This is a genomic window from Actinomadura sp. DC4 (genome assembly GCF_030406325.1).
In the GTDB taxonomy this organism is placed as follows: Bacteria; Actinomycetota; Actinomycetes; order Streptosporangiales; family Streptosporangiaceae; genus Actinoallomurus.
This window is the reverse complement of record NZ_JAUEQY010000011.1, coordinates 136,242-159,432: the sequence shown is the minus strand read 5'-3', so window position 1 is coordinate 159,432 and position 23,191 is coordinate 136,242. Positions and strand designations below refer to the sequence as shown.

At 73.4% G+C, this 23,191-nt stretch carries 7 protein-coding genes (1 of these 7 running past the window's edge); 1 reads left to right on the top strand and 6 read right to left on the bottom strand.

The features are described from left to right. Nucleotides 1-163: 163 nt before the first annotated feature. Nucleotides 164-2,377 carry a BTAD domain-containing putative transcriptional regulator gene (locus tag QWU11_RS19720; RefSeq protein WP_290115266.1) on the top strand — a complete coding sequence of 738 codons (2,214 nt, stop codon included), beginning with the start codon at nt 164-166 and terminating at the stop codon, nt 2,375-2,377. A 19-nt stretch (nt 2,378-2,396) separates the two neighbouring features. Here the strand turns inward: QWU11_RS19720 and QWU11_RS19715 are convergent, their stop codons facing one another. The 6 genes from QWU11_RS19715 to QWU11_RS19690 form a co-directional block, all read right to left on the bottom strand. After that, on the bottom strand, nt 2,397-3,458 hold the full coding sequence (locus QWU11_RS19715) for an RICIN domain-containing protein (RefSeq protein ID WP_290115256.1): 1,062 nt from the start codon (nt 3,456-3,458) through the stop codon (nt 2,397-2,399). Between the two features lie 49 nt (nt 3,459-3,507). Then, complete coding sequence (locus QWU11_RS19710) at nt 3,508-4,608, bottom strand: RICIN domain-containing protein (protein WP_290115254.1); 1,101 nt, start codon at nt 4,606-4,608, stop codon at nt 3,508-3,510. Nucleotides 4,609-4,650: 42 nt separating this feature from the next. Then, on the bottom strand, nt 4,651-5,646 hold the full coding sequence (locus tag QWU11_RS19705; RefSeq protein ID WP_290115251.1) for a hypothetical protein: 996 nt from the start codon (nt 5,644-5,646) through the stop codon (nt 4,651-4,653). 83 nt (nt 5,647-5,729) lie between these two features. After that, nucleotides 5,730-8,846 (bottom strand): hypothetical protein, encoded by a 3,117-nt coding sequence (locus QWU11_RS19700; RefSeq protein WP_290115250.1) that lies wholly within the window; start codon nt 8,844-8,846, stop codon nt 5,730-5,732. A 278-nt stretch (nt 8,847-9,124) separates the two neighbouring features. Next, the gene (locus QWU11_RS19695) at nt 9,125-9,913 is read right to left on the bottom strand and encodes a type VII secretion system-associated protein (protein ID WP_290115245.1); all 789 of its coding nucleotides are present in this window, start codon (nt 9,911-9,913) and stop codon (nt 9,125-9,127) included. Nucleotides 9,914-10,132: 219 nt separating this feature from the next. Beyond that, nucleotides 10,133-23,191 carry the 3' end of a phospholipase D-like domain-containing protein gene (locus QWU11_RS19690; protein ID WP_290115243.1) on the bottom strand. The gene runs 43,224 nt beyond the window's last position, so only the last 13,059 of its 56,283 coding nucleotides appear in the window; its start codon lies beyond the right edge, outside the window — the gene reads right to left on this strand; its stop codon occupies nt 10,133-10,135.

Sequence of the window (23,191 nt, the reverse complement as noted above, 5' to 3'; positions counted from 1 at the left end):
CCGTCGGCACCTCCGCAGAATGAACAGCTATCGACCTGTCAGATGGATAGTCAGGAGGTGCACGATGTCCTCGGGGGTCGAAGAACATCGTGGACCCCCCTTCAGCCGCCGGCGGAAACGAGACTCGCGACGTCGTCACATCCACCCTGCGGAAGGCGAACGGTTGAGCGACCATGTCAGGTTCGGGCTGCTGGGCCCGCTTGAGGCATGGTCCGGAAACGTCCGGCTGAACCTCGGGCCGCCCAAACGCCGGGTGCTGCTCCTGCGTCTCCTGGTCGAGAACGGCCATCCGGTCTCGGCCGACCGCCTGTGCGACGACCTCTGGGAAGGGCATCCGCCCGCCGGCGCCGTCTCCTCGATCCACTCCCACATCAGCCGGCTGCGCGACGTGCTCGAACCGGAGCGCGCGCTGCGCGGGCAGGGCACCGTGCTCGTCAGCGGGCCCGCCGGGTACACGCTCGCGGCGCCGCCCGACACCCGCGACTCGAACCGCTTCGAAGAGGCGGTCAACCGTTCCCGCGGGCTGCTGGCCCGCGGGCGGCTCGTGGACGCCCAGTCCGAGGTCGAGCGCGGTCTGAGCCTGTGGCGCGGGACCCCGTTGACCGACGCCGCGGACCACGCGTTCGCGGCTCGCGAGATCGCGCGGCTCGAAGAGATCCGGATGGCCGCCGGCGAGCTCAAGGCCACCGTCCTCCTCCAGCAGGGCGAGCCGGAGAAGGCCGTGCTCGTCGCCGAGGACCTCGCGACGCGGGCTCCGCTGCGCGAGGCCGCCTGGGCCCTGCTGATGCGAGCCCTCTACCTGGCGGGCCGGTCCGCGGAGGCGCTGCGGAGCTTCGAGACGATCCGCATGCTGCTCTCCGAGGAGCTGGGCGCCGTACCCGGTCCCGAGCTGAGCGGCGTCCACATGGGGGTTCTTCGCCAGGACCTGCCCGCCCCGGCCTACTTCCGCTCCCACGCCGCGCCCGCCGCTCCGGCTCCGCAGCCCGCCGGCGCGGCCGGTCCGCTCGTCGGCCGGGCGGACGAGCTGGCCCGCTTCGACGAGCTCCTGAGCGACGCGGCCCAGGGGAACACCCGCTGGGTCCTGCTCTCCGGAGAGGCCGGCATCGGCAAGACCCGCCTCGCCGAGGAGTTCGCGTCGCGCTCCGCGGACGCCGCGTTCCGTGTCGTGTGGGTCCGCTGCGGCCTCGACATCGCGGTGGAGGAGGAAGAAGAAGAGGGCGACGTACGGGTCCATCCGCTCAGCCGGCTGTTGTCGGCGCTCTACCCGCAGATCCGCATCGAGGGAGGGCCCGAGGCGGTCGCCCGCGACCTGGCGGAACGGCTGACCGAGCAGCCCACCATCTGCCTGATCGAGGACCTGCACCGCGCCGGCCCCCGTTTCCGGCGCTCGCTCGGCATGTACGCCAGGCTGCTGCGCGACGTGCCGATGGTCGTGGTCTGCACGACGCAGGACGCCGATGACGTGGGCCTGCGCGAGCTTCTGGCGGTTCTCGTACGGCAGAGCCGCGCCACCCTGCTGCCGCTCGGACCGCTCACCGTCGCCGACGTCCACGAGCTGCTGAAACGTCACTCCACCCCGTTCACCCCGGGGCTCCCGGGCACCGACCTCCACCAGCGCGAGGCGGCGGCGCTGCACCGGCGCGGCGAGGGCAACCCGTTCCTGATCACCGAGATCCTGGAGCTGCCCAGCGACCGGCGCACCGGTCCCGACGCGCAGCTCCCCGCCTCCGTCAGCAGGGTGCTGCGCGCGCGGATGGACCTGCTGGACGACCGGGTGCGCAAGATGCTGGAGGCGGTCGCGGTCACCGGCGGAGAGCTCGACGTCGAACTCCTCCTGCAGATGCGCACGATCACGCGCGAGGAACTGCTGTCCATCCTGGACGCGTCCGTCATCGCCCGCGCGTTGAACTGGGAGGACGACACCGCACCCGGCCGGCCGGGGCGTTACCTCATGCCCGACCTGACCCGCGAGCTGGTGTTGCACGATCTCACCCCCGCCCGCCGCCAGGTCCTGCACGCCGCGGCGGCGCACGGCCTGGGCGAGTTGCGGAAGCGCCACCCCGTGCACATCGCCCGCCACCTGATGGCCGCGGGGCCCCTGGTCGCGCGCGACGAACTGATCGACGCGGCGCTCCGGGCCGGCAACCGCTGCGCCGAGGACGACCAGCACGCCGAGGCGGCGCTCTGGTTCGACCACGCGTCCGCGATGGCGGACGACCCCGGCGTACGCGCGGAGGCCCGGCACGCGGCGGACGCGGCCCGGCGCCAGCTGGCACAGCTCGACCGGCTCCAGCAGTGGACCGGGCATCCGTGCGACCCCGCCGGCCTGCCCGACGACGACACCTGGCCGGAGGACTCCGAGCCCCGGGTCAGCTGACGCCGCGCGCCGCCCGTGGTCATTCACCGCTCGGCCACGACCACTCGTCTCCGCTTCCACACGCGTGGATCTCGAGCTGCTTGTCCCTGGCGTGCGAGCGCCCGGTCGGGCCGAGGCACAGTCCGTGGCTGGAGTAGTTGCGGATGCGGTAGAGGTGGCCGCGGGTGTGCGACCGGTACCAGAGCTGGTTGTCGTTCTTGGGCCGGCAGTAGTACTCCGTCACCTTCGTGCCGGCCGACACGCCGCTGTAGCCTGGAAGGTCCATGCAGTAGTCGTCCGTGGTATTGCGGATCGTGAAGAGGGCGGTGCCGCCCGGGCCCTTCATGTCGCGCATCACGCCGAGCGACCAGACCTGGTTGTCGGCGTCGCCGAGGGCGCAGTAGTACTGCGCGACCGGGCCGTCGGTCGACCCCCTGCCGTAGCCCGGCACATCGGCGCACAGCCCGCTCGCGGAATTCTTCAGCAACACGTTGGAGACGCCCGCGAAGCCGGACTTCTTCGCCGCCGCGACGACCTTCTTCTTCGCGGGCTTCTTGCTCTCCTTGGGCTTGACCTTCTTCTTCGCCGAGGTGGACGGCGACGGGGTGGGGGTCGGCGAGGTGGAGGTGAACGCGCCCGGCGGCACCCCGTCTCCGGGCAGAACCGTCGCCGCCGCGGCGGCGGTCGGATGCTTCTTCCCGTGATGGTTCCCCGTCCCGATCAGCAGGATCGGGATCGCGAGCACCACGGCCCCGCCGATCGCCACCCCCGCCAGAACGGTCTTCTTCGGCCGGTCCGGCGGCATCTCGTCATCCCCGGCGGCGGTATCGCCCGCCGCCGGCGGCACGGCCATCTCAGGGGCCGCGATCGCCTTCGTGTCCTTCTCCGGCGGCGCCGTCGTGTCCGCCGACGACTTCTCGGACGTGCCGGTCCGCCCGGCCTCGTCGGCGGCGGAGGAACCGGCGGCCTCTTCGGCGGGACCGTCGCTCTCCGCCGCGGGCGCCAGGTCTCCGGCCGCGTCGACGTCCGACTCCGGCAGCTCGACCGACCGGCGGATGCCGAGCGACTCCATACGGTCGCCGGACTCTGACTGGGAAGACACGACGATTCTCCTTAGACGTAGATGTCACACCGCGGATGGCACCGGGCGCTCAGTGGAAGGACCAGAGATGGTCGTCCTCGGAGTCGCACGGCCATAGGGTGAGCGCCGCCTTCTTGCCTCCGGAACCAGCGGTCCCGAGCACGTCCAGGCAGTCCTTGTGACTGGCGTAATTGCGAATCCAGAAGTTCTTCTTGGATTTCTTGACGAGGTACCACATCTGGTTGTCCGTACGGCCTGGGGAGCACGCCCACTCGATCACGTGGGTGCCGTGGTCCACCGCTCCGTTGCCGGGCAGGTCCGCGCAGTAGTCGTCCTTGCTGTTGCGGATCGTGAAGAGATCCGCCCCGTGCGGGCCCCCGCCCTTGTCATTCACCACGAGGTCCCACTGCTCGTTGGCACGGCTCGAGCCGTTGCAGGTGAACTGCTGCAGCGGGTCCTGCGGGTCTCCGTCGCCGTTCCCGGGGATGTCCGCGCACAGGCCGGTCATGACGTTCTTCAGAAGAAGACGGGTAGTGGTCGCGAACCGCGGGCCCGTCGGTGGCCCCGCCGCCACGGCGACGTGCCGTTTCGAGGCCGGCGCAGCGGCTTTCGCGTCCTTCTTCTTGGGCTTCTCTTCCTTCTTCTTGGACTTCTTCGCCTCAGGGCTCTTGGAGACCGACGGTGTCGGGGTCACCGCCGGCGAGGCGGACGTGAAGGCGCCCGGCGGTGCCGCGTCATCGGGCAGGACCGTGGCCGCCGCGGCGGCGGTCCGCTGCTTCTCGTGGTCGTGCGAGCCCCTTCCGATCAGCAGGATCGGGATGGCGAGCACCACGGCGCCGCCGATGGCGACGGCGGCCAGGACCGGCTTCTTCGGCCGGTCCGGCGGCATCCCGTCACTCTGGACGCCGCCCGGCGGCACCGGGGCGGCGATGCCCGCGGTGAGCGCCTGCTGTTCTTCCTTCTCCTTCGACGCCGTGGCGCCCTCGGGCCGCGCGTCCTCGGTGCCCGCCGCGGCCGATCCGGTCTCGCCGCCGCCGGTCACCGCCTTGGCCCCCGCATCCGGGGTCGGCGCGAGATCGTCCGGGGCGTCGGTGCTCACCTCGGGGAGCTCGACCTGGCGACGTACACCGAGGGGTTCGGCGTTTCCGCCGGATTCGTTGCTGGGGGCCACGGCCTTCTCCTTGCCCTCCGACCGGCACGCTCGGTCACTGAGTCATCTGTTGGTGCCGGTCGCCCAGATCGGGTGGCCGCCGCTGTCGAGGATCACGACGTTGCCGTCGCTCTGGAGCACCATCGTCGGGTTGTTGTGGCCGAAGCAGCCGGCCGCCCAGACCGCGTGCCGGTCCCCTGCGTAGAGGACCAGGTTGCCGTCGGTCTGGAGCTCGGCGTAGACGCCGGCCGTGTGGGTCCCGGTGGACCAGATGACCTTGTTGCTCTTGTCGCGCAGCACGAGGTTGCCGCCGGCCTGCATGGTCAGCGCGATGCGGTTCGTCCGTACGGTCTTGCCGGGATAGATGTCGCGCGGGGAGTGCAGCCGGAGACTCTTCCACGGCGGGCCGCCCGCCAGCGGCTTCTGGTTCGACACACTCTGCACCCGTACCTTGTGGTCGCCCGCCGCCTTGGAGGACGCCTTGGGAGAGGTCTTGGGTGTGGCGCTCTTCGAGGCCTTCGGCTTGTCCTTCTTCTTCTTCGAGACCGTCGGTGTCGGGGTGACGGTCGGTGAGGCCGAGGTGAACGCACCGGGCTGCTGACCGTCACCGGGCAGGACCGTGGCCGCCGCGGCGGCGGCCGGCTCCTTCTTGTGGTCGTGCGAGCCCCTCCCGATCAGCAGGATCGGGATGGCGAGCACCACGGCGCCGCCGATCGCCACGCCGGCCAGCACGGTCTTCTTCGGCCGGTCCGGCGGCAGCTCGTCGCCGGCGTCGGCGGTGCTGTTCACCGACGGCGGCGTCACGGCGACCTCGGAGACCGTGACGGTCTTCCGCTCTTCCTCTTTCGCCGGCGTCCGGTCCGCCGAGGTGCCGCCGGCCGCGACGGGGCTCGCGCCGCCGGTCTCCTGACCGGAGGACGCGGGCCGTTCGTCCTTCTGCCCCGGCTCTTCCGCCGGGGCCAGGTCTCCGGCCGTGTCGACGTCCGAGTCCGGCAACTCGACCGAACGGCGTACGCCGAGCGACTTCATACGGTCGCCGGGCTCTGATTTGGAAGGCAAACCTTCCTCCTTTGAGGTCCGTATCGAAGCGCTGATGGCGCCGGTGATCCTCCGGGTGCCGGGGCGGCGGCGTATCGCTCCATCTAGCCGCCCAGCGGCTTGGCGCAGCGCGTCGGCCAGGCGGTGGGAGAAGTCCCTCCTGAGGAGGGCACCTGCCGATTCAGCGCTTCATCGAGTCGTTCCAGAGTGGCCCGGTCGGCGTCGTCCAGATCGCCGGACCGGTCGTCGGCGGCCGCGCCGAGCACCTCGCTCAGCAGGATGATCGGCGCGGGGCCCGCGGACCGTACGTCCAGGACGCGAAGACCGGTGCCGGGTGGGAAGACCACCTCATCGGCGGCCAGACCGGGTACGGACCCCAGCAGCGGGCGCACCCGCCGGCCCGTGGAGGACCAGATGACGAAGCCGCCCGCCGCGGCGGACAGGCCGGCGGCGGCCGCGAGCGGGAGCGCGCTGACCGATCCCGGCTCGCGCAGCACGCTGCCCGGCACGAAGCGCCCGAGTGCTCCGTCGGCGGGAAGCCCGCCGCGTACGGCGACCCCCCGGTACGAGGGCAGCCGGCACAGTCCGGAGGCCAGGCAGGCGGTGTAGCAGCCGGGGAGGTCGGCGTCGTCCGGCGTCTTCTCTCCCGGCGGGGTCAGCTCGGAGTGGGAGTCCGACAGGTAGAGGTGCACCGCGACCAGGTCGGTACGTGTGGCGTCCATCTGCGGGCCGCGCAGTGCGGGCATCCTCGTCATCGCCCGGTTGACCGTGGCGCTGTGCCGCTCCCAGACCGGCTGGGCGAGCGACCGGAACTCGGCGCGCTCCTTCTCCGAACTGCGCCGGGCGGGTGCCACGGGCCTGGTCCGAGGGCGCGCCGGGGACGCGGCGACCGGCTCCGGCCGGGCCGGAGCGGGAGGCGTGGCGGGAGGCGCCGGCGGCGGTCCGGCGGGATCGGGCCCGGCGGCCGGGGCTGCGGACGAAGCCGCGTGCGCGGGCGTGGCGGGCCCTGCGGGCTCTGCGGGCGCCGCGGACGGGGACGACGGACGGAGCGCGTGCTCCGCGGCCGTACTGAGCGACGGAGAGGGCTCCGGAGGCCTCCCCGAGACGGGGGTCGGCGGAGTCTTCCCCAGGCCCGGCGGGAGGGGTTCCGCATCGTCTCGGCCGCGGGGCGGCGCGGACGGGCCGGCCTCGTGCGTACGGTCCGGAGGCGTGCCCGGGGCGGCCGGCGGCTCGGCGGGAAACGGCCGGGGCGCGGGACCGGCCGGCTGTGCCGCGGCGGGCTCGTCGGCCCCGGACGCCGAGGAGGCCGGCGCGCCGCCCGGATACGGCCGCGACCCGGCACCCGGCTGCGATCCCGCAGGCTCGTCCGCCGCAGACGCCGAGGAGGCCGGTACCTCACCCGACCACGGCCGAGACCCAGGGCCCGCCGGCTGAGACCCCGCCGGCTCACCCGCCCCAGACGCCGGGAAGGCCGGGGCGCCCGGGTACGGCCGAGACCCGGGACCAGGCTGCGATCCCGCAGGCTCGCCGGTCCTGGGCGCCGGGGACGCCGGTACCTCACCGGACCACGACCACTGTGCGGAGCCCGGCGGCGCCGCGGCGGGCTCGCCGGTCCTGGCCGCCGGCGAAACCGGTGCCTCACCCGGCCACGGCCGGGACGCGGGGCCGGCCGTCTGCGACACCGCGGGCTCGTCGGCTCTCGCCGCCGCCGGGCGCGCGGACGACTCCGCGGTCGCGCTCTGCGGACGCCCGGTCCGCGGGATCGCGACGGTCCGTACGGTCGGCGCGGAAGAAGCGGGAGGCGCCTCGGCGGGCTGCGGCTCGACCAGGGACACGCCGTGTTCGATCGCCAGCCGGAGCAGGCGGAAGTCCTCCTCGCCGGACGCGTGCGCCGGCAGGACCCGGTGGAGGGTGACGAAGCCGCGTACGCCGGAGCCGAGCTCGGCGAGCAGGCGGGACAGGTCGGCGAAGAGCGCGTCGTCGGCCGCCGCACCACGGAGGTTCACCTCGATGGCCAGTTGCTCCGGCGACACGGGCCGCCCCGCGAAGGCGGGAGCCTCCCCGCGCGGCCCCACTGCCAGCCCGGCCCTCGTCACCGAGACCTGCCACCGGTCCGACAGCGCGATGGCGCCCGGCTCCGGATGATCGGCGCCGGCCACGGGCGAGCGCCAGCGGACGAGCTGGGGCGCCGGGACACGGTCCGTCCCGTCGGCGCCGTACGGCCGGCAGACGACGGCCTCGACGAAGGGCACCCAGGTCGGTTCCGCGTCGGCGTCGATCAGGACGGGCCGTACGACGGGCTCGTCGTCGGTGCCGACGACGAGCGGGAGCCCGGTGAGCACCTCCACCTCCGCCCCCAGGATCTCGGCGGTGTCCTGACCGACCGCCAGCAGGTCGGTGGGGCCGCAGGGGGCGAGGCGCGCCGCCGTACGGATCGTCTCCGGCAGCGCGGCGAGCAGGGCGGCGAGGTCCTCGGCCGGGATGCCCGCGCCGCCGTCGCCTTCGGTGGCGCCGACGAGAATGGTCAGGTGGTCGTCGTCGACCGGCACCGCGTAGCAGAGGTTCGCGGCGCGCGACCTCGGTGCCTGCGCGGACCGCACCAGGATCCCGGCGGGGACCTGCTCCACCACGCATCCGCCGACGGTGCCTGCGGGGAGCCGGGCGAGGGCGGACTGCCAGTGCGGCTCGGGGCTGCGCCGGCCGAGCGGCAGGGGTTCCGCGCCGGGGGTGAAGGACCGCCAGCCACGGACGGGCGCGCCGGCGCCGATGGCGAACATCGAGCCGCCGGGCACGATCACCACGCCCGCGTCCGGCGCGATCACCTCGATGCCCCAGGCATCGGCGATCCGCTGTGCCAGGGCGGGCCGGTCCTGGCGCGGGCGGCCCGCGCCCGACAGCGCGAGGCGTACGGCGGTCGCGCCCTGCTCACGTGCGGAGTCGAGCACGGTGCCGAGCCTGGCCCAGAGTTCGGCGGTCGCGCCGTCCGCGCCGACCACCACGGTGAACACGTCGTTCGCCTTGTCGCCGCCGAGAAAGCGTGCCAGCTCGGCGACGCCGTCCGGCTTCGGCGGCGCGTCCGGCGAGGAGCGCAGCAGAGTCAGGCCGTCGTACTCATCGACCACGACCGCGGCTCTGCCGTCGCCGCGGGTTCCGGCGCCGATCGAGGCGGACGCGTCCGACCCGTTCCGCCCCGGCCGACGGTACTGCGCCCTTTTCCACACGATCTAACCTCCGGTGACGGCTTCGGCCCCGGCGAGAGAGTGGCCGGTCGCCGGATCCGGCACCGGTGCACCCCTTCGCGCGACCGCACGGCGGTTCGAACCACTCCTCGGCCGGTACGGGGTGACCCGGCGAGAGGTGGCCACAGTCAGGCATACGCATCCCGTGGCGTTCGGGTTCAACGCCTGGCGGCGTCTTTTCCGATTATCTTTCTTTTGGTGGGTTCCGCAGCCTTTTCGGTGGGTTTCGCCGATGTTGGTGAGATCAGCCGCCGGCCGTCCTAGCCGTCTTCGGCCGTCACGCCGTCCGCGGGAGCCGCCGCGAAGTCCCCGCTGACCGTCGCCGGACGCGGCGCGGCGGCGATGTCGTCTCCGGGGACGACCTGCGGCACGCGCTCCAGGGCCTCGCGGAGCATGTCCGTATCCACAGTCATGCTCACCGGGGCCGAGGGGTTGAGGTAGACGACGTGCTCGGCGGGGATCCGCTCGGCGAGTTCGCGCACGGTCATCAGCACGAACGCCAGCCGGCCCGCGGCGTAGAGATAGCCGGGCGAGGTGAAGACCGGGATCACGCGCGTCGCGCCGTCCGGCGCGGTGGCGGGCAGCAGCTCGCCTTCGGGCGTGACGAAGACCGCCGCCTCCGGGAGGGTGGCCAGAGCGTCGGTCACGGCCTCGCCGGGGCCGTAGCCGGAGGCCGCGAGCTGGACCGCGGCGTCGACGTCATCGGCCGGCTCGGGCCAGCCGAGCGCCGAGGGCGACGGCCGGTACTCCTCGTTGTCGCGCCACTCGACGATCTCGCCCTCCGGGCTCGACCGCCACTGTCCGACCAGCGCCCAGTTCGGCGGGGTGCCGTCGCCGGCCCAGGCGGGGTCGACCATGCCGAGCCAGTGGTCGGGCGCGAGGCGTCCGGCCTCCCGGATCGAGTCCGGTACAGAAGGCGTAAGGGGGGTCGTCCCGTCCACGTCATCGATCGGCTCGCCGGTACGCCCGGCCGGCTCGCCGGCGCTCTCGATCCGCTCGTCCGTGCCCTCGATCGGCTCGTCACCGGCCGCGACCGGCGATCGTCGCAACGCATCGCCCTGTTCGGCAGTCACTTTCCCTCGATCCATGCCCGCCCGACGCGGCGGCTGGGCGGCTAGACGCTCTGATGAGTACAACGGTCCAGTCGCGGTCCGCCGCATAGCGGCTGACCTTCGCTTTCGTCAATGAAGATCACTTTTGAAGCTACCAATGGGGATATGCACTGTCGACCCTGCGTGAGTCCATTTATCTTGATTGTCATGGCCATGTCATGTACCGCTAACGCGGTGCTCGTGTGCCACGGCCGCCGGCCGGACGAAGATCGGATTCCTGCCGCGCAGCAGCCCCGGCAAGCCGCCGGCGAGCAGGCCGGAACCGTACGGTGAGCCCGTGAGGAGACCGGGCGTCGTCCAGGCCGGATCCCCGAAGAAGAGCCTCCGCAGACCGGCCTCGACAAGCCCGCCCGTCGCCGCGTTGCGCAGGTCCGGGCCGGGCCGGACCTGCCGGGCGCTTCCGGCGTCGACGGCACGGCCGGGGACGAGCCGTACGCCCAGCCGCCCGGCGGCGGCGTCCAGCAGCCCGACGACCTCCGCCATCGATTCCGCGGTCGCCCGCGTGGTCTCCAGCGCCAGCCGGAACCGCTGCAGGCGATCGAGCCCCAGCGAACCGACCGTCCGCGCGCTCCGGTCCTCCGGCACAGTGATCCCCGCGCGTTCGAGGTCGTCGAGGCGCACCTGTGCCGCCTCGTCGGCGAGCGGAGCGGAGACGGGAAGGTCCTCCTCTTTCAGGCCCGCGAGGAGCCGCTCGTACGGAGTCGCCGCCGAACCGCCCCGGTCCGCCAGGAGCGCGGCCCCCCGGTCCAGGGCCCGCGCGAGCGTCCGGCCGAGCGGCTCGTTGTCTTCGGGAAGGACCGGCACCTCGACCAGGACACCGCTGCCTTCGGCCGGGGGCAGGGACCGGGGTGCCACGGAGATCCAGCCGGTCTCGCCGCCGTCCGGATCGGGAAATGTATGGGCGCTCACGTCCCCGGTCGACCGGTCGCGGTCGAGGGCGGTCTCCCACTCGGGCAGATGAACGCGGCGTCCCGTCAGCTCGCCGACACGAGAGGCGAACGCCAACGTGGCGGGCCGGTTCACGGCCGGGCCGCTCTGGCACGGCCACACCACGATGTCGGAGAACCCGTCCAGCCAGTTTCCGACCAGATCGACGAACTCGTCGCCGTCCAGTGACCGGCCGTCCGCGCCGTGCACGGCCGCGACGGCCTTGCCCGCCCGGCCGTGGGAGAACCAGTGGAAGGCGGTGACGCCGGACCTGGTGGGCAGCGGACGCGCGACCGGCGCCGGCGCGCCGTCCGTACCGGTGCGCCAGGCCGTGTAGGAGGTGAGCGAACCCGCGCCGGACAGCGAGGGCCCGCGCGCGGCCAGGTCCGTCGCCCGGTAGGAGGCCAGGCCGTGGAACCGCCCGTCCTCGTCGCGCACCTGGTGCAGCACGATGTCGTCGTGCCAGCCGGGGTGTTCGGCGTCGTGGCGGCGGGGCCGGGCGAACAGGTCGGGCAGTGACTCCTCCAGGCCGCCGGCCAGGCGGTACACGCCCACGGGGTTCTCCTCGAGCGGGAGCATCCCGTACAGGCCGCGGGGCGCGCGCACGCGCAGGGTGCCGTGGTGCCCGCTCATGAGGAGGTCGACGGCGAACCGGTAGTGCCGGTACCTGCGGGTGGCCTCCTTGTTCTTCTCCTCGGTCCCGCCCAGCTCGCCGGACAGCTCCTCGGCGTGCTCGCGCGCGTACTCGAAACCGCCGATGCCCAGCGCCCTGGCCGGGCCCATCTCGCCGCCGGCCTCGGGGCCGAAGGAGAGGTGGAACCCTCCGGAGTGCTCGGAGGTGTCCTTGTCCGCCTCCGACTCCTGGGTGTAGTTGCGGCCCTTGAAGCTCGTCCCGTCGACCGGGCCGATCACCTCCGCGGCCACGATCTCCGCGCCGACGATCGTCTTCCGGCCGCCGACCGGCACCTCGTACGCGTTCCGCAGCACGTCCTTGATGTCGGGCCGGATGGTGTTCTGCCCGGTGAAGTGGAGGTACCGCAGGCCCGGCCAGGTGGTGAAGTCCAGGCCCGGGACGAGCCAGGCGCCCGGTGTGTTCAGGTTCTTCGGCCGGCCGAACGGCGAGGAGGGCACCCCGGCCCACCGCTGCACCGCGTCCGCGAACGGGACGCCCCACGGGTGGAGGTTCTCCACGAGCGTGGCGACCGCCGCCGCGTCGCGCCCGTCCCAGAGCGGGCGGGTGTCCCAGGCCGGGTTCTTCCCGAGCACGGGTTCGAGCCCGTCGGGTGGCGTGTCCAGGAGAGCGACGTGGTCGGGGACGAGGAGCCGGACCCGGCCCGTCACGCCGCCCGGACCGGGCTCGACGACGTGGTGCCGGAGGAAGATCCCGTGGGAGTACCAGAGCCTGCCGAGGCTCCGGGCGCGCGTCAGACGGCCGAGGCCGACGGCGGTGAGCCGGAGGCCGCGCGCCGGCACGTTGAGGATCTCCGGGAGCTCACCGCTCAGCCCCATCTCGATGCGGAACGCCAGCCGGTGCCGGTACTCCTGCGAGCCTTCCCGCGTACCCGCGCGGTAGATCTCCAGCGTCTTCCCGGTCTTCTCCACGCCACGGGCGGAGGACCGGTTGAACCCGCCGCTCCCCTCGATCCCGCCGTGGTCGCCCTCGTGCCCTTCCTTCCCGGCGCGGGTCCGCAGGTTGAAACCGCCCCCGTAACCGGAGCCCGACGACTTCGTGACGGTCTTCTTCCGCTGCCCCTCGTCCCGCAGTGTCAGCTTCACCTCGGGCCGCGCCAGTTGCTCGTCGGCGGCGGCGACGCGCGCGGTGACCCGGACCCACACGTAACGAACGGCGCCGAAAGCCCGCGGCAGCGGGATCCAGCGGATCACCCCCGAGCCGGTGAGCGCGACGAACTGGTTGCGCAACGCGTCGGAGGAGTAGGCCCCCTCCAGCTCCCGTGTCACCAGGTTCGGCCGGTCGCCGTGGCCGGGCAGCGGACGCAGCACCTTCTCGTCGCGCAACCAGCTCTCGATCCGGGGCAGGACGTCCTCGGCGTCCATCGTCTCCGGGTACGACATGCCCGGCAGCAGGCCGGGCGGCACGTGACGCGCCGGGGGGCGCGGAACCGGTGGCGTCACGCCGGGCGCGGTCAGCCCGAGGTCGAAGATCCGCCGCTCGGGGACCACGACGTCGAGCGCGTCCGTCGCGCGCAGGTGACGCGACTGCCAGGTGACCGAGTCGCCCTTCCAGCGGATGAGGGTCACCTCGAAGACCGGGTCCATCCGGTACGTGTGCGTCCGCCCGCCGTACGTCGCGCGGGTGATGTCCACCGGGCCCTGCTCCCGGCCGCGCTGGCTCTTGTGCTCCCAGCGCGCCTCACCGTGCACGGTGAGCTGGATCCGCCCGCCCGGCCCGGTGTTCTGCTCGCTCTCCGGCGAGTGGCCGCCGAAGTCGCCGTCCTCCGGGCTCAGCGAGTGAGGGGCGTCCGCCTCGCCTCCCAGGCGGAACTGCGGCCCCGCCGAGAACGTCGGCCCGGCCTCCCAGGTGTGCTTGGTCTCGTCCTTGTACGCGGCGTTGCTCTGGGCGTACTGCTCGATCTCGGTGGCGTCGCCCGCGTACAGGTGACGCGGCCGGTAACCGCGCAGCCGGATGCGCAGCGCCTGCTTACGGCCGTCCTTGCCCCGCGGCAGCGCGACGTACCGCCCGGTCCGGCTCGTCAGGGGCGCGAAGTGGGCGGCGAGTCCACCCGGACGCGTCGCGTTCTTGATGGCCTCAGGCCATTCGCCCGAATCCTCCAGCCAGGCGTCCGGCAGGTCGTTCGCCCGCGCGTACATGCGTGCCGCCAGCCGCCACAGCTCCGGCAGGACGAAGAACGCCGGGTACAGGCCCGAGACTCCGCGCGTGAGGGCGACGCCCGTGCCCTGCGGCCACAGCCCCGACTCGGAGGTCTGCCGCGCCGCCGCGATCTGCTCCGGCGTCGGCGGTATCGCCGGGCGGTGCTCGCGGGGCAGCACGAACCGGCCGGTGACGTCGCCGCGCCGGTCGATCCACCAGATGTCGGTCCGCCCGCCGGGCGACCGCACCGACAGCCCGTAGATCACGTTGTACGGGTGCTCGTCCACCTCACCGGTCGTCTCGGTACGGCGGTAGGACTTCACGCCTCCGGTCAGCTGGCGCTTGGGCGAGTAGGAGTAGCCGCCCTGCAGGCCGACCGCGCCGAGCGCGAACCGCAGCCACGAGAACGCCGTGACCCGCGCGCCGAGCCCGGCCCCCAGCCGGATGCCCAGCTCCGTCGCGCGGTGCCCGTTCGAGGACGCGGCCGCCAGCGCCCGGAGGTTGACGGTCAGGGAGTAGGTGGTGCCGGCGCGCTTCAGCCGCTCCATCACGTACGCCCTGGCGGCCAGGCGGTAGTCCCGGCCGCCGACACGTACGGTGCGTTCGATCCCGGCGATCGTGGTCGACGGGTCCGCCTCCAGCGCCGGCCGGCTGAACCAGGCGGCCAGTTGCAGGTCCGCCTCGGACCAATCGGCCTTCGCGCCCTTCGACAGCGTGTCGTGCCGTCGCTCCATGACCGTACGGAGCTGCTCGTGCACGAGCTCGGCGCCGGGCAGCGTGGCGGCCGTGCCGAAGCCGAGACCCCGGCGCGACGCGAGGGCGAGCGATTCGGCGTCGGCGGGGTTCACGGGCATCGCGCGGCCGAGGCGCGGCGGCCGGCGGTACGCCTCCTCGGGCACGGCCCCGTACGGCGAACGCAGCAGCGTCCGCACCCGGTGCTGCGTGAACGCGCCCCCGGCCGGATGCACGGAGCCGGTCAGCCGGCGTTCGAAGTCGGCCGCCTCGCCCTTGGGCACCCCGACCTCGGACTCGGCGACGCCGGAGACGCGCGGGATGTCGTGCGTGGTCGAGCGGATGTCGACGCTCACCCGCAGCCCGGACCGGTAGCGGGCCTGCGTCATCTTCCGGTTGAGAACGGTGTGGCCGAGGGCCTGCTCGGCCATCCCGTGACCCGCGGCGCGTGAGAAGCCGAGCGTGAGTCCCGGCCCGTGCGCGAACCCCTTGCCGGCGTCGTCGTGGTGGTCGGGATGGGTGAGCCCGGCCGCGTTGAAGCCGAACCCCAGGGACGCCGCGCTGTCCTTGCCCCGCCCCGGCTTGTCCGTCAGGCCGCTGCCGGTGTCCTCACGTACGCTCACCTCGCCGTCGCCGAAGTACTGCAGCGTCTCGATGTCCGCGCTGATGAGGAAGTGCCCCTCGAAGGAGCTCACACGGCCCGCCGGCACCTTGACCTTCTTCGTCGGGACACCGCTGCTGAGCAGCAGCCGGCTGCGGTTGCGCGCCGACTTCTCGGTCAGGTGCTCCAGCGCCTCGCCCATCACGGTCAGCACCGACCCGGCCGGCAGCCCGGCGTCGAGGAGCCGTCTCTGCAGCTCCGCGACGGTCGGGATCAGGTCGACCGCGTTGAGCGACTCCGCGGACTGTGAGGGCCGCCGTCCCGTCCTCGTCTCGCCGACCGTCCGCGCCGTCGTCTTCGGCCGCGGCGCGTCCGGCGTGGTGAGCTCGTTCGGCAGGTCGAGGTCGAACCGCGCGGGGAGCACGGCGTCGTTCGGGCGCTCCCGCCCGTCCACGAACACCCGCACCGCGAGGCCGGCTCGGAAGCGCGCGAACCCGCCCACGAACAGCTTGCGCCCCGCGATGACCTGGACCTCCCACTCCTCCCCCCGCTTGTCCGCGGAGCCCATGCCCAGCGCCGGTACACCGGGGATGAGCGCCGAGACCGTCTTCAGGCCGAGGGAGAAGAACGTCAGCAGCGTGCCGTCCAGCCCGGCCCAGACCTCGCGTTCCTTCTTCCCCCCGGCCGCCATCGAGGCGAAGGACACGTCGTACTCGCGGACCGTCCCCGTCGGCTGCGTTCCGACCGTCACGTCGCGCAGCACGGGCCGCAGCCACACGAGACGGCCGTCGGCCACGAACAGGTGCCCGCGCTGGAGCAGCGTGTCCCATCCGGCCGGGTCGGCGGTCCGCAGCATCTTCCGCAGTCCGCTCTGGATGCCGGTGCTCAGCTCCGAGGTGTCGCCCGTGCGCCGGGAGCCGCTCGCGACGTGGTGGGCCCAGAGCTGGACCTCCTCCTCCGGCCACCGGTCCACCCCGCGTACGGACGCCTCGCCGAGCGCGTCGAACTCCAGGTACCACGGGCTCCGCCGCTCGGCGGGCTCCGGCTCCTCGATGGTCTCGCGGACGACCTCGGGGCCGAGGTCGGTCGCCAGGTCCGCGCCGTCCTCGTCCGCCCACCGCACGCGCCTCCCGGCGACCGCGGCGTTGCGGAGTTCCGGCGAGGGCAGGACGGGCCGGTGGTTCCCGGCGCTCACCGGCTCGCCGAGGACGATCCGCAGGCCCAGGCGGAAGGCGGCGGCCTCCAGAGCGGTCGTCATCGCCGCCCACATCTCCGCCGAGGCCGCCGACTCCATCTCCATCGCGAGCCGGAGCCGTTGCACGCGGTCGAGGTTCAGCGACCCGATCGAGAGCCGGCCCTGCTGAAGGATCGCCTGCGCCTGGATCCCGGCGGACAGCGTGATCCCGGCCTGCCGGAGGACATCGATGCCGACCAGCGCCGACTCCTCGGCGAGCGGCGCGGACTCGGGCAGGTCGTCCTCGGTCAGCGCGGCGAAGAACCGGTCGTACGGGGTGGCGCCGCCCGGCTCGGGCAACGGCGTCCCGCTCCGGTCCAGGGCCCGCGCCAGCGCGCTGCCGAACGTCTCGCCCTCTCCGGGCAGCACCGGCAGCTCGACGAGCACGCCTCCGGGCTCCGACGAGGTCGCGGGACGCGGCGACACGGAGGTCCAGCCGGTCTCCCCGCCCGCCGGGTCGGCGTACGTGTGGGCGCTCGCGTTCTCCGTCTCCGGGTCGCGGTCGAGCGCGGTCTCCCACTCGGGCACGTGCGCGCGGCGGCGGGTCCGCTCGCTCAAGCGGGTGGCGAGTTCGAGAGTGGCGCGGCGGTCGACGGCCGTCTCGGTCTGGCAGGACCACACCACGATGTCGGTGGCGTCCCCCAGGCGGTTCTCGATCAGGTCGACGAGGTCGTCACCGTCCATCGGTCGGGTGCCACCGTCGTGTGTCGCAGCGGTGACCCGGCCGGCGGCGCCGTGGGAGAACCAGTGGAAGGTCTTCTCACCGCTCGGCATGGGCCGCGTGGTCGGCACGGTCTTGCCCTCGGCGTCGACGTGCCAGGCCGTGTAGGTCTTCAGCGAGGAGGCACGTGCGAGGGCGCCGGCGCGGGCCTCCATGTCCTTCGGGCCGTACGAGGCGAGACCGCCGAACCTCCCGTGCTCGTCACGGACCTCGTGCAGGACGATGTCGGCGTGCCACGCGGAGTCCCGCGGCGGCGGGACGGCCGGGCGCGCCCGGCCCTCGTCGTGGCCGTTCCGCTCCTCGACCTGGCCGTTCTCGGCCTCGATCTCCTCGGTACGCGTGACGGCGCCGCCGGGCCGGTCGGCGTCCGGCAGGGGGTGGATCCCATTCAGGTCACGGGACACCTGACGCGGGGCGCCGACGTCCGACTCGGCCTCGGGGGCGGAGCGCTGCAGGTGGAGGGTCGGGACGTCCCGCCCGGCCAGCTCCCGTGCCCTGGTCCTGACCTGACTCGCGGCGCCGGCCGGCTCGGGGGCCGTCGCCTTCCCCGGATCCCCGTCCGGCCGGCCCTGCAGGTCCGACCAGGACCGGAACGCGGCCTTCGGCAGGCCGTCGTAGAACCCCGGCCGTACGGGCCGGTTCTCGTCGCCGAAGTAGGCGTCGCCGACGTCCCGCCCGTCGCCGGTGTGGACCTGACGCCGGTAGGTCTCGTCCGGGTGCGGCGTGATCGCGGCGGCGCCCGGGGCCGGGGATTCCTCGGTCCGGAGCGGCTCGGCGAGCGTGTCCCCAAAAACGATCTTGATGCCCAGCGGCCGGACGGCGGTGGTGAGGACCACCGCCAGCTCCGCCTGCGGCGGCGCGGTGGCGGGTTCGGTCTCCAGGGCCAGCCGCAGCGACTGGACGCGAGTGAGTTCCAGTGTCGCGAGCGGCAGCCGGCCTCCTCGCAGGACCGCCTGGGTCCGCTGCACGGATGTCAGGACCACGCCGGCGCGTTCGAGATCGTGGACATCGACCTCCCGGGCGAGGTCGCCGAACGACTCGGCGGCGGGCAGGTCCTCCTCCGCCAGCGCCGCGAGGAGCCGGTCGTAGCGGGTGGCCGTGTTCCCGGTGCCCTCGACGGTGTCCGGCAGGAGGGACGGGTCGCGGTCCAGTGCCCGCGCGAGCGCCCGCCCGAGCGGTTCGCCCGCCTCCGGCTCGACCGGCAGCTCCACCAGGGAAGGCGCGGACGCGTCTTCCGGCGTGACGCCGTAGTGGTCGACGGTCCCGTCGGGGCGGTGGACCCGCACCTGGGTGGGCCGCCCGTCGGCGTCCGGCAGGAGGTTGATCACACCGGGCGTCGCCGCGACCGCGCCGGTCTCCTCGACGATGGTCAGGCCCGTGTCCCGTGCGACGTCCCGCAGCCCCGCCGACGGTGCCTCCGCCGTGACGGTGGCGCAGCGGACGAGCAGGAGGGTCGTGAAGCCCCGCCGCACGATCTCCTTTGCGGTGAGCGTGGTGAGACGTGGCAGGTCACGCAGCTCCGACCCGTGCCCGGCGAGCACGTACACCCCGCTCCGGTCGCCGAGCGGCACCTCCAGCGGCGCGCTGACCTCCTGGCCCGGTCTGCCCGACCAGGAGCGGAACTCCGCCTTCGCCAGGTCGCCGTAGAACGGCGAGCGCAGCCGCCAGCCCGCGTCGTCGAAGAACGCCTGTCCGACCTCGCGTCCGTCCGACGAGTGAACGTCGTGCCAGCGTGGCCGGGCCGGCGGGAGCGTCGCACCGGCATCGTTGCGCAACCGCGTCTCCAGCGCGGCGTCGACGGCCGGGATCTCCTGCCCGGCCCAGAACTCACGTTGAGCGTCGTATGCCTCGTTCTCGGCCTGCGTCTCGGTGACGGGGTTGGCGCGCTCGGTGATCTGGGGGTTTTGTCCGTAGAGGCGCTCCAGCAGGGGCAGCAGGAGGATCTCCTGCACGCGGGCCCAAGCCGCGCCGTTGTGACGCTCCAGCCCGGTGAACGGGTCGGGCCCGGCGTTCAGGCCGAGGTAGGCGTTGGTCACCTGCGCGAAGTACTCGTCCTCGTCCTGGGCCGAATAGTTGATCCGGCCGGGGCGCTCCGGGTTCGTCCGCGGACCGTCCGGCCACTCCACGGGACGGTTGAAGGAGTCCGCGCGTGCCTTCGCGGTGAACGCCTGCGTGATGAGCAACCGATCTTCGGCGGTCAAAGCATGGTGGTGGATGAGGTGCGCGAACTCGTGCGTGGCGGTGGAATAGCCCTCCGCCATGAACCAGTCCCCGATCAGGGCCGTCTCCCCGAGGAGGTTCTCCTCCGGGACCGCGACCGTCTTCTGGACGCTGCCACCGGCTCCGCGCACGTCGTCCCAGACCCGGACCGCCGGTCCGTGGACCGCCTTGCCGGCCAGGTGACGCCACGGCGCGAGGGACGTCAGCCGCTCGCCCCTCGGCAGGACGATCACTCGCGAGCCGGCGAGGATCAGCTGTTCCGCCACCTTGGGATCGTGCAGCATCGGGGTGAGCAGCGCCTGCAGCCGATGCCGTGCCGTCACCGGCCGTTCGACCTCCGGCGGCATCTGGATCATCAGCTGCGCCACGGCGGACGCGAACTCCGTACGGGACAGGGCGTCGCGGAGGCCGCGGACGAAGTCCGGGTCGGACGCCAGCCGCTCGCGGTCCGCCGCCGGCATGAACGCCAGCTCCGACTCGCGCGCTTCGGCCGGCATCGCCGCCAGCCGCGCCGACTCCTCCGCAGGGGAGGGAACCGAATCCGGCCCGGTACCGAGCTCCTCCACCGGAGAGGACGCGCGGGGAGACGGCGACACCACGGGCGGCGGCTCGGGAGCCGTGGGACCGGCCGGAGTGGTCGTCGACAGTTCGGATCGCACCGACCGGCCCACGGCTCCCCACGCGGAGGATCCACGGTCACCGACCCGCCTCAGCCGGCCCTTCAGCTTGGTCCAGTGGTACCGGATGACCTCCCCGGGCGGTGCGGCGAACGACATGCCGATCGCGCCCGACCCGCCCGCGCTCGTGGTCAACGTGACGCTCGAGGTCACATTGACGGTCTCGTGCTCGTCTCCGTTACCGTTCTCCGTCTCGTGATCGCCGCCCTCGGCATGGCTCTCGGCCGGCGGCGGGGGGACCACGCCCTCGACCATCAGATGGGCGACGGCGGTGACCAGGTATCGGGGGCTCGTGTCCTGAGGCAGGTCGCGCAGCGCCTCCTCGATCTGTCCGCGGTCGACCTCGCCGCCGAGCCAGCGCCCGCCGAAGCCGAGCAGCCGCGCGTTGACGGCCGCGACGAAGCGGTCCGGCACCGGGGTGCCGGGCAGCGCGCCCTGGGCCGGCGCCGGCTGGGCCGAGGAGGCCGGTCGCTGCGGCCCGCCGTACGCGCGGAGCAGGTTCTCCAGCGTCCTGGCCTCGCGGCCCATGATGTCGAGCCGTTCCTGTGCCCGCACGTGCGCCGGCGTGTCACGCAGGCCGTTCTCCGCGAACCCACGGCGGAAGCGGGCGACGATCTGGCCGACCTGGATGTTGAGATCGCGGGCGGCATGCGGGGCGAGCCCGCGCGCGATCGCGTTCAGGTCGGCGACCGCGCGCGCCTGCCGCCGGTCCAGCCATCCGACATGGCGCTCGAACTGCTCACGGGCCGTGGCGACGGACGTCTCCGGCACCGGGACGGAGCGCGCCCTGCTGACCAGCGGCGCGTCGGGGCGCGTGCTCCGTGTCCCCTGGAAATGGCCGGGCCGGCGGATGAAGCTGAGCTCGGCTCCCCCGTCCGGGCCGAGCGTGGTGACGTAACGGTCCTGGATGAGCGTGAGACGCAGGCCGAGTTCGTACCCGGCCAGGTGCGCGACGAGGTCACCCGCCTCGTTGCGCCAGGAGTCCATCCGCCTGATCTGGTCCACCAGCCGGGCCTGCTGTTCCTGGATCGTCGTCCCGTCATCGGCCACGTGGAAGAAGTTCGCGTACCGCGACGGCAGGCCCGCGGCCCCCACCGCGAAGTCGGCCTCCAGCCGGTCCGCCAGCCACTCTCGCAGCGCCTGCACCGCTTCCCTGCGGGTGACGGCACGACGCACGCCGGGAATGTGCCGCTCCAGGTACCGCCCGGCGATGACGATCATGCTGGTGTAGAAACAGTTCCGGTCCGCGGGAACGTCGATCTCCTCGAGGTGGCGGGCGCGGAGGGCCGCCTGCAGGCGGTTCTCGTCGAACGTCAGCGCCTCCCCGAACAGGGCCCTCTCCGCCGCGTCCTCCACGGACGAGTCGCCGGGGTACCGCGCCCGGCCCTTGCCCTTCGCACTCGCGACCGGCCTGGCGAGGACGAAGGTGTGCCGGCCGTCGTCGACGTCCGCCAGGCCGTCCCGGTCCTCCGAGACGCGGATCGTGCCGTCGGCGTCCATCCGGCGGTAACGGCCGCCCCGCAGCACCACCGCGGCACCCGTGTGCTCGGGGCCGGTGAAGTAGATCATCGTGCCGGCGGGCAGCGTCGCGGGAAGCGTGTCCGTCCGCTCGGCCTGACGCCCGAAGTTCGCCGCCAGGATCGAGCGAACCGTCTCCACCGGCTCTCCCAGCACCGCGACCTCGGTGAGGAACGCGATCGCCGCTTCCGGGGCGGTCCGCAGGACGCCGGTCGCGGTCGTGGGCTGCGCCGGTCCGGTGTGGAGCAGCCACGAGACGGGTGCGTACGAGGCGAGCGCGCCCTGGCCGTGCCAGCCCTCCTCGGCCAGGTCGGCGCGGGCGATCCGGTGCCGTCCGGCCGCGTTGACGTACAGGTGCGGATCCGCCAGCGACAAGCTGTCCACGGTGACGTTCCGTAGCCGTACGGGCGGGAGGGTTCCCTCCTTACCCTTGGTGAGCTGCGTCTCCGCGCCCTTGCCCTTGGTGTCCCCGACCGTCTTTCCGACACCGGCGGACTTACCGCTGCCGACGATCTTGGTGGTACGGATCGGCCCCCAGGCCGGGGCCTGTTCGTCGCGGCCCACCGGCGTACGCCCGATGACGATGGTGTGGTGTTCACCTTCCAGCGCCGCCACCAGGTTCCGGCGTGACACACCGAAGGTGGCGCCCTCCCTGGACAGGAAGATGCGGTATCCGTGAGCGGTCGCGAGCGCCGTCCCGGTGCCGGTCGGCCCGGAGAACCAGATCCACGTGTCGGCGGGCAGATCGGCCGGGAGCCGGTCGACCGACTCGACCAGCATTCCGGGGTTCTCGCCGAACGCCGCGCGGACGCGCTCCTCCGGTGTCCGGGCGGACCCGGTCAGGTAACGCACCGCCGCGCCGAGGCCGTCGCGTGCGACGTCCTGGACGGTGGTGGCCCGCCTCGGCCCGCCCGCCATGAGCCAGAGCATCGGGCGGAAGTCCGAGAGCGCGCCCAGCTTGGTCCAGCCCCGTACGGTCAGCCCGTCCGGTCCGATCCCGTGCTGCCCCTCGCTGTTGCGGTAGACCTGCGCGCCGGCCGGCACCTCGCCGCGCTCCGCCGTCGCCAGGCTCACGATGCGCCGCGCCGGCGCCCCCGTCAGCCCGGCCACGACCTGGCCCCGGTCGGTGATCCGGTGCTCGAACGCGAGCACGGACTGGTACAGCGTGGACCGCACACGCGCGTTCGGGTCCCGTACGGCCTGCCTGGCCAGGGCGGGGTCCAGGTGGTGCGCGACGGTGGCGAGCGCCAGGTCGCGTACCTCGCGGAACGACCGCGTCCGCGCGGGCGACGCGACCAGTTCGGCGGGCGGGTGGAGCAGCATGCCGTCGGCGCCCAGGTCCAGCGAGCTCAACCCCGTGGCGTTCTCCGGGGCCGCGACCGGCAGCCCGGTCTCGGACTCGAACCACTGGTTCAGCCACCCGTGGTTCACGACGATGAAGCGCCCGCCGGTACCCGCGCCGTCCGTGGTCACGACGAGCGCGACCGCGCCCTGACCGGCGGTGTCGAGCGTGCGGTGCAGATCGTCGATCGCCTGGCGTGTCGTCGGCGCGGCCCGGGGCCGGTACGCGAGGTCGGTCCGCCGCAGGTCCAGGCGGCCCTCCGAGGCCCACAGGCGCCGATCGGCCCGCTCCACCTCCCGGCGCGTCCACGGCGCCCGCCGGGTGCCCCGCCCCGTGGCGCGCAGCTCGGTGAGCAGGGTCTCCGCCTCACCGGCCCGCCGGCGCGCCTCGCCCAGGGACCGGTCGAGTGGCCG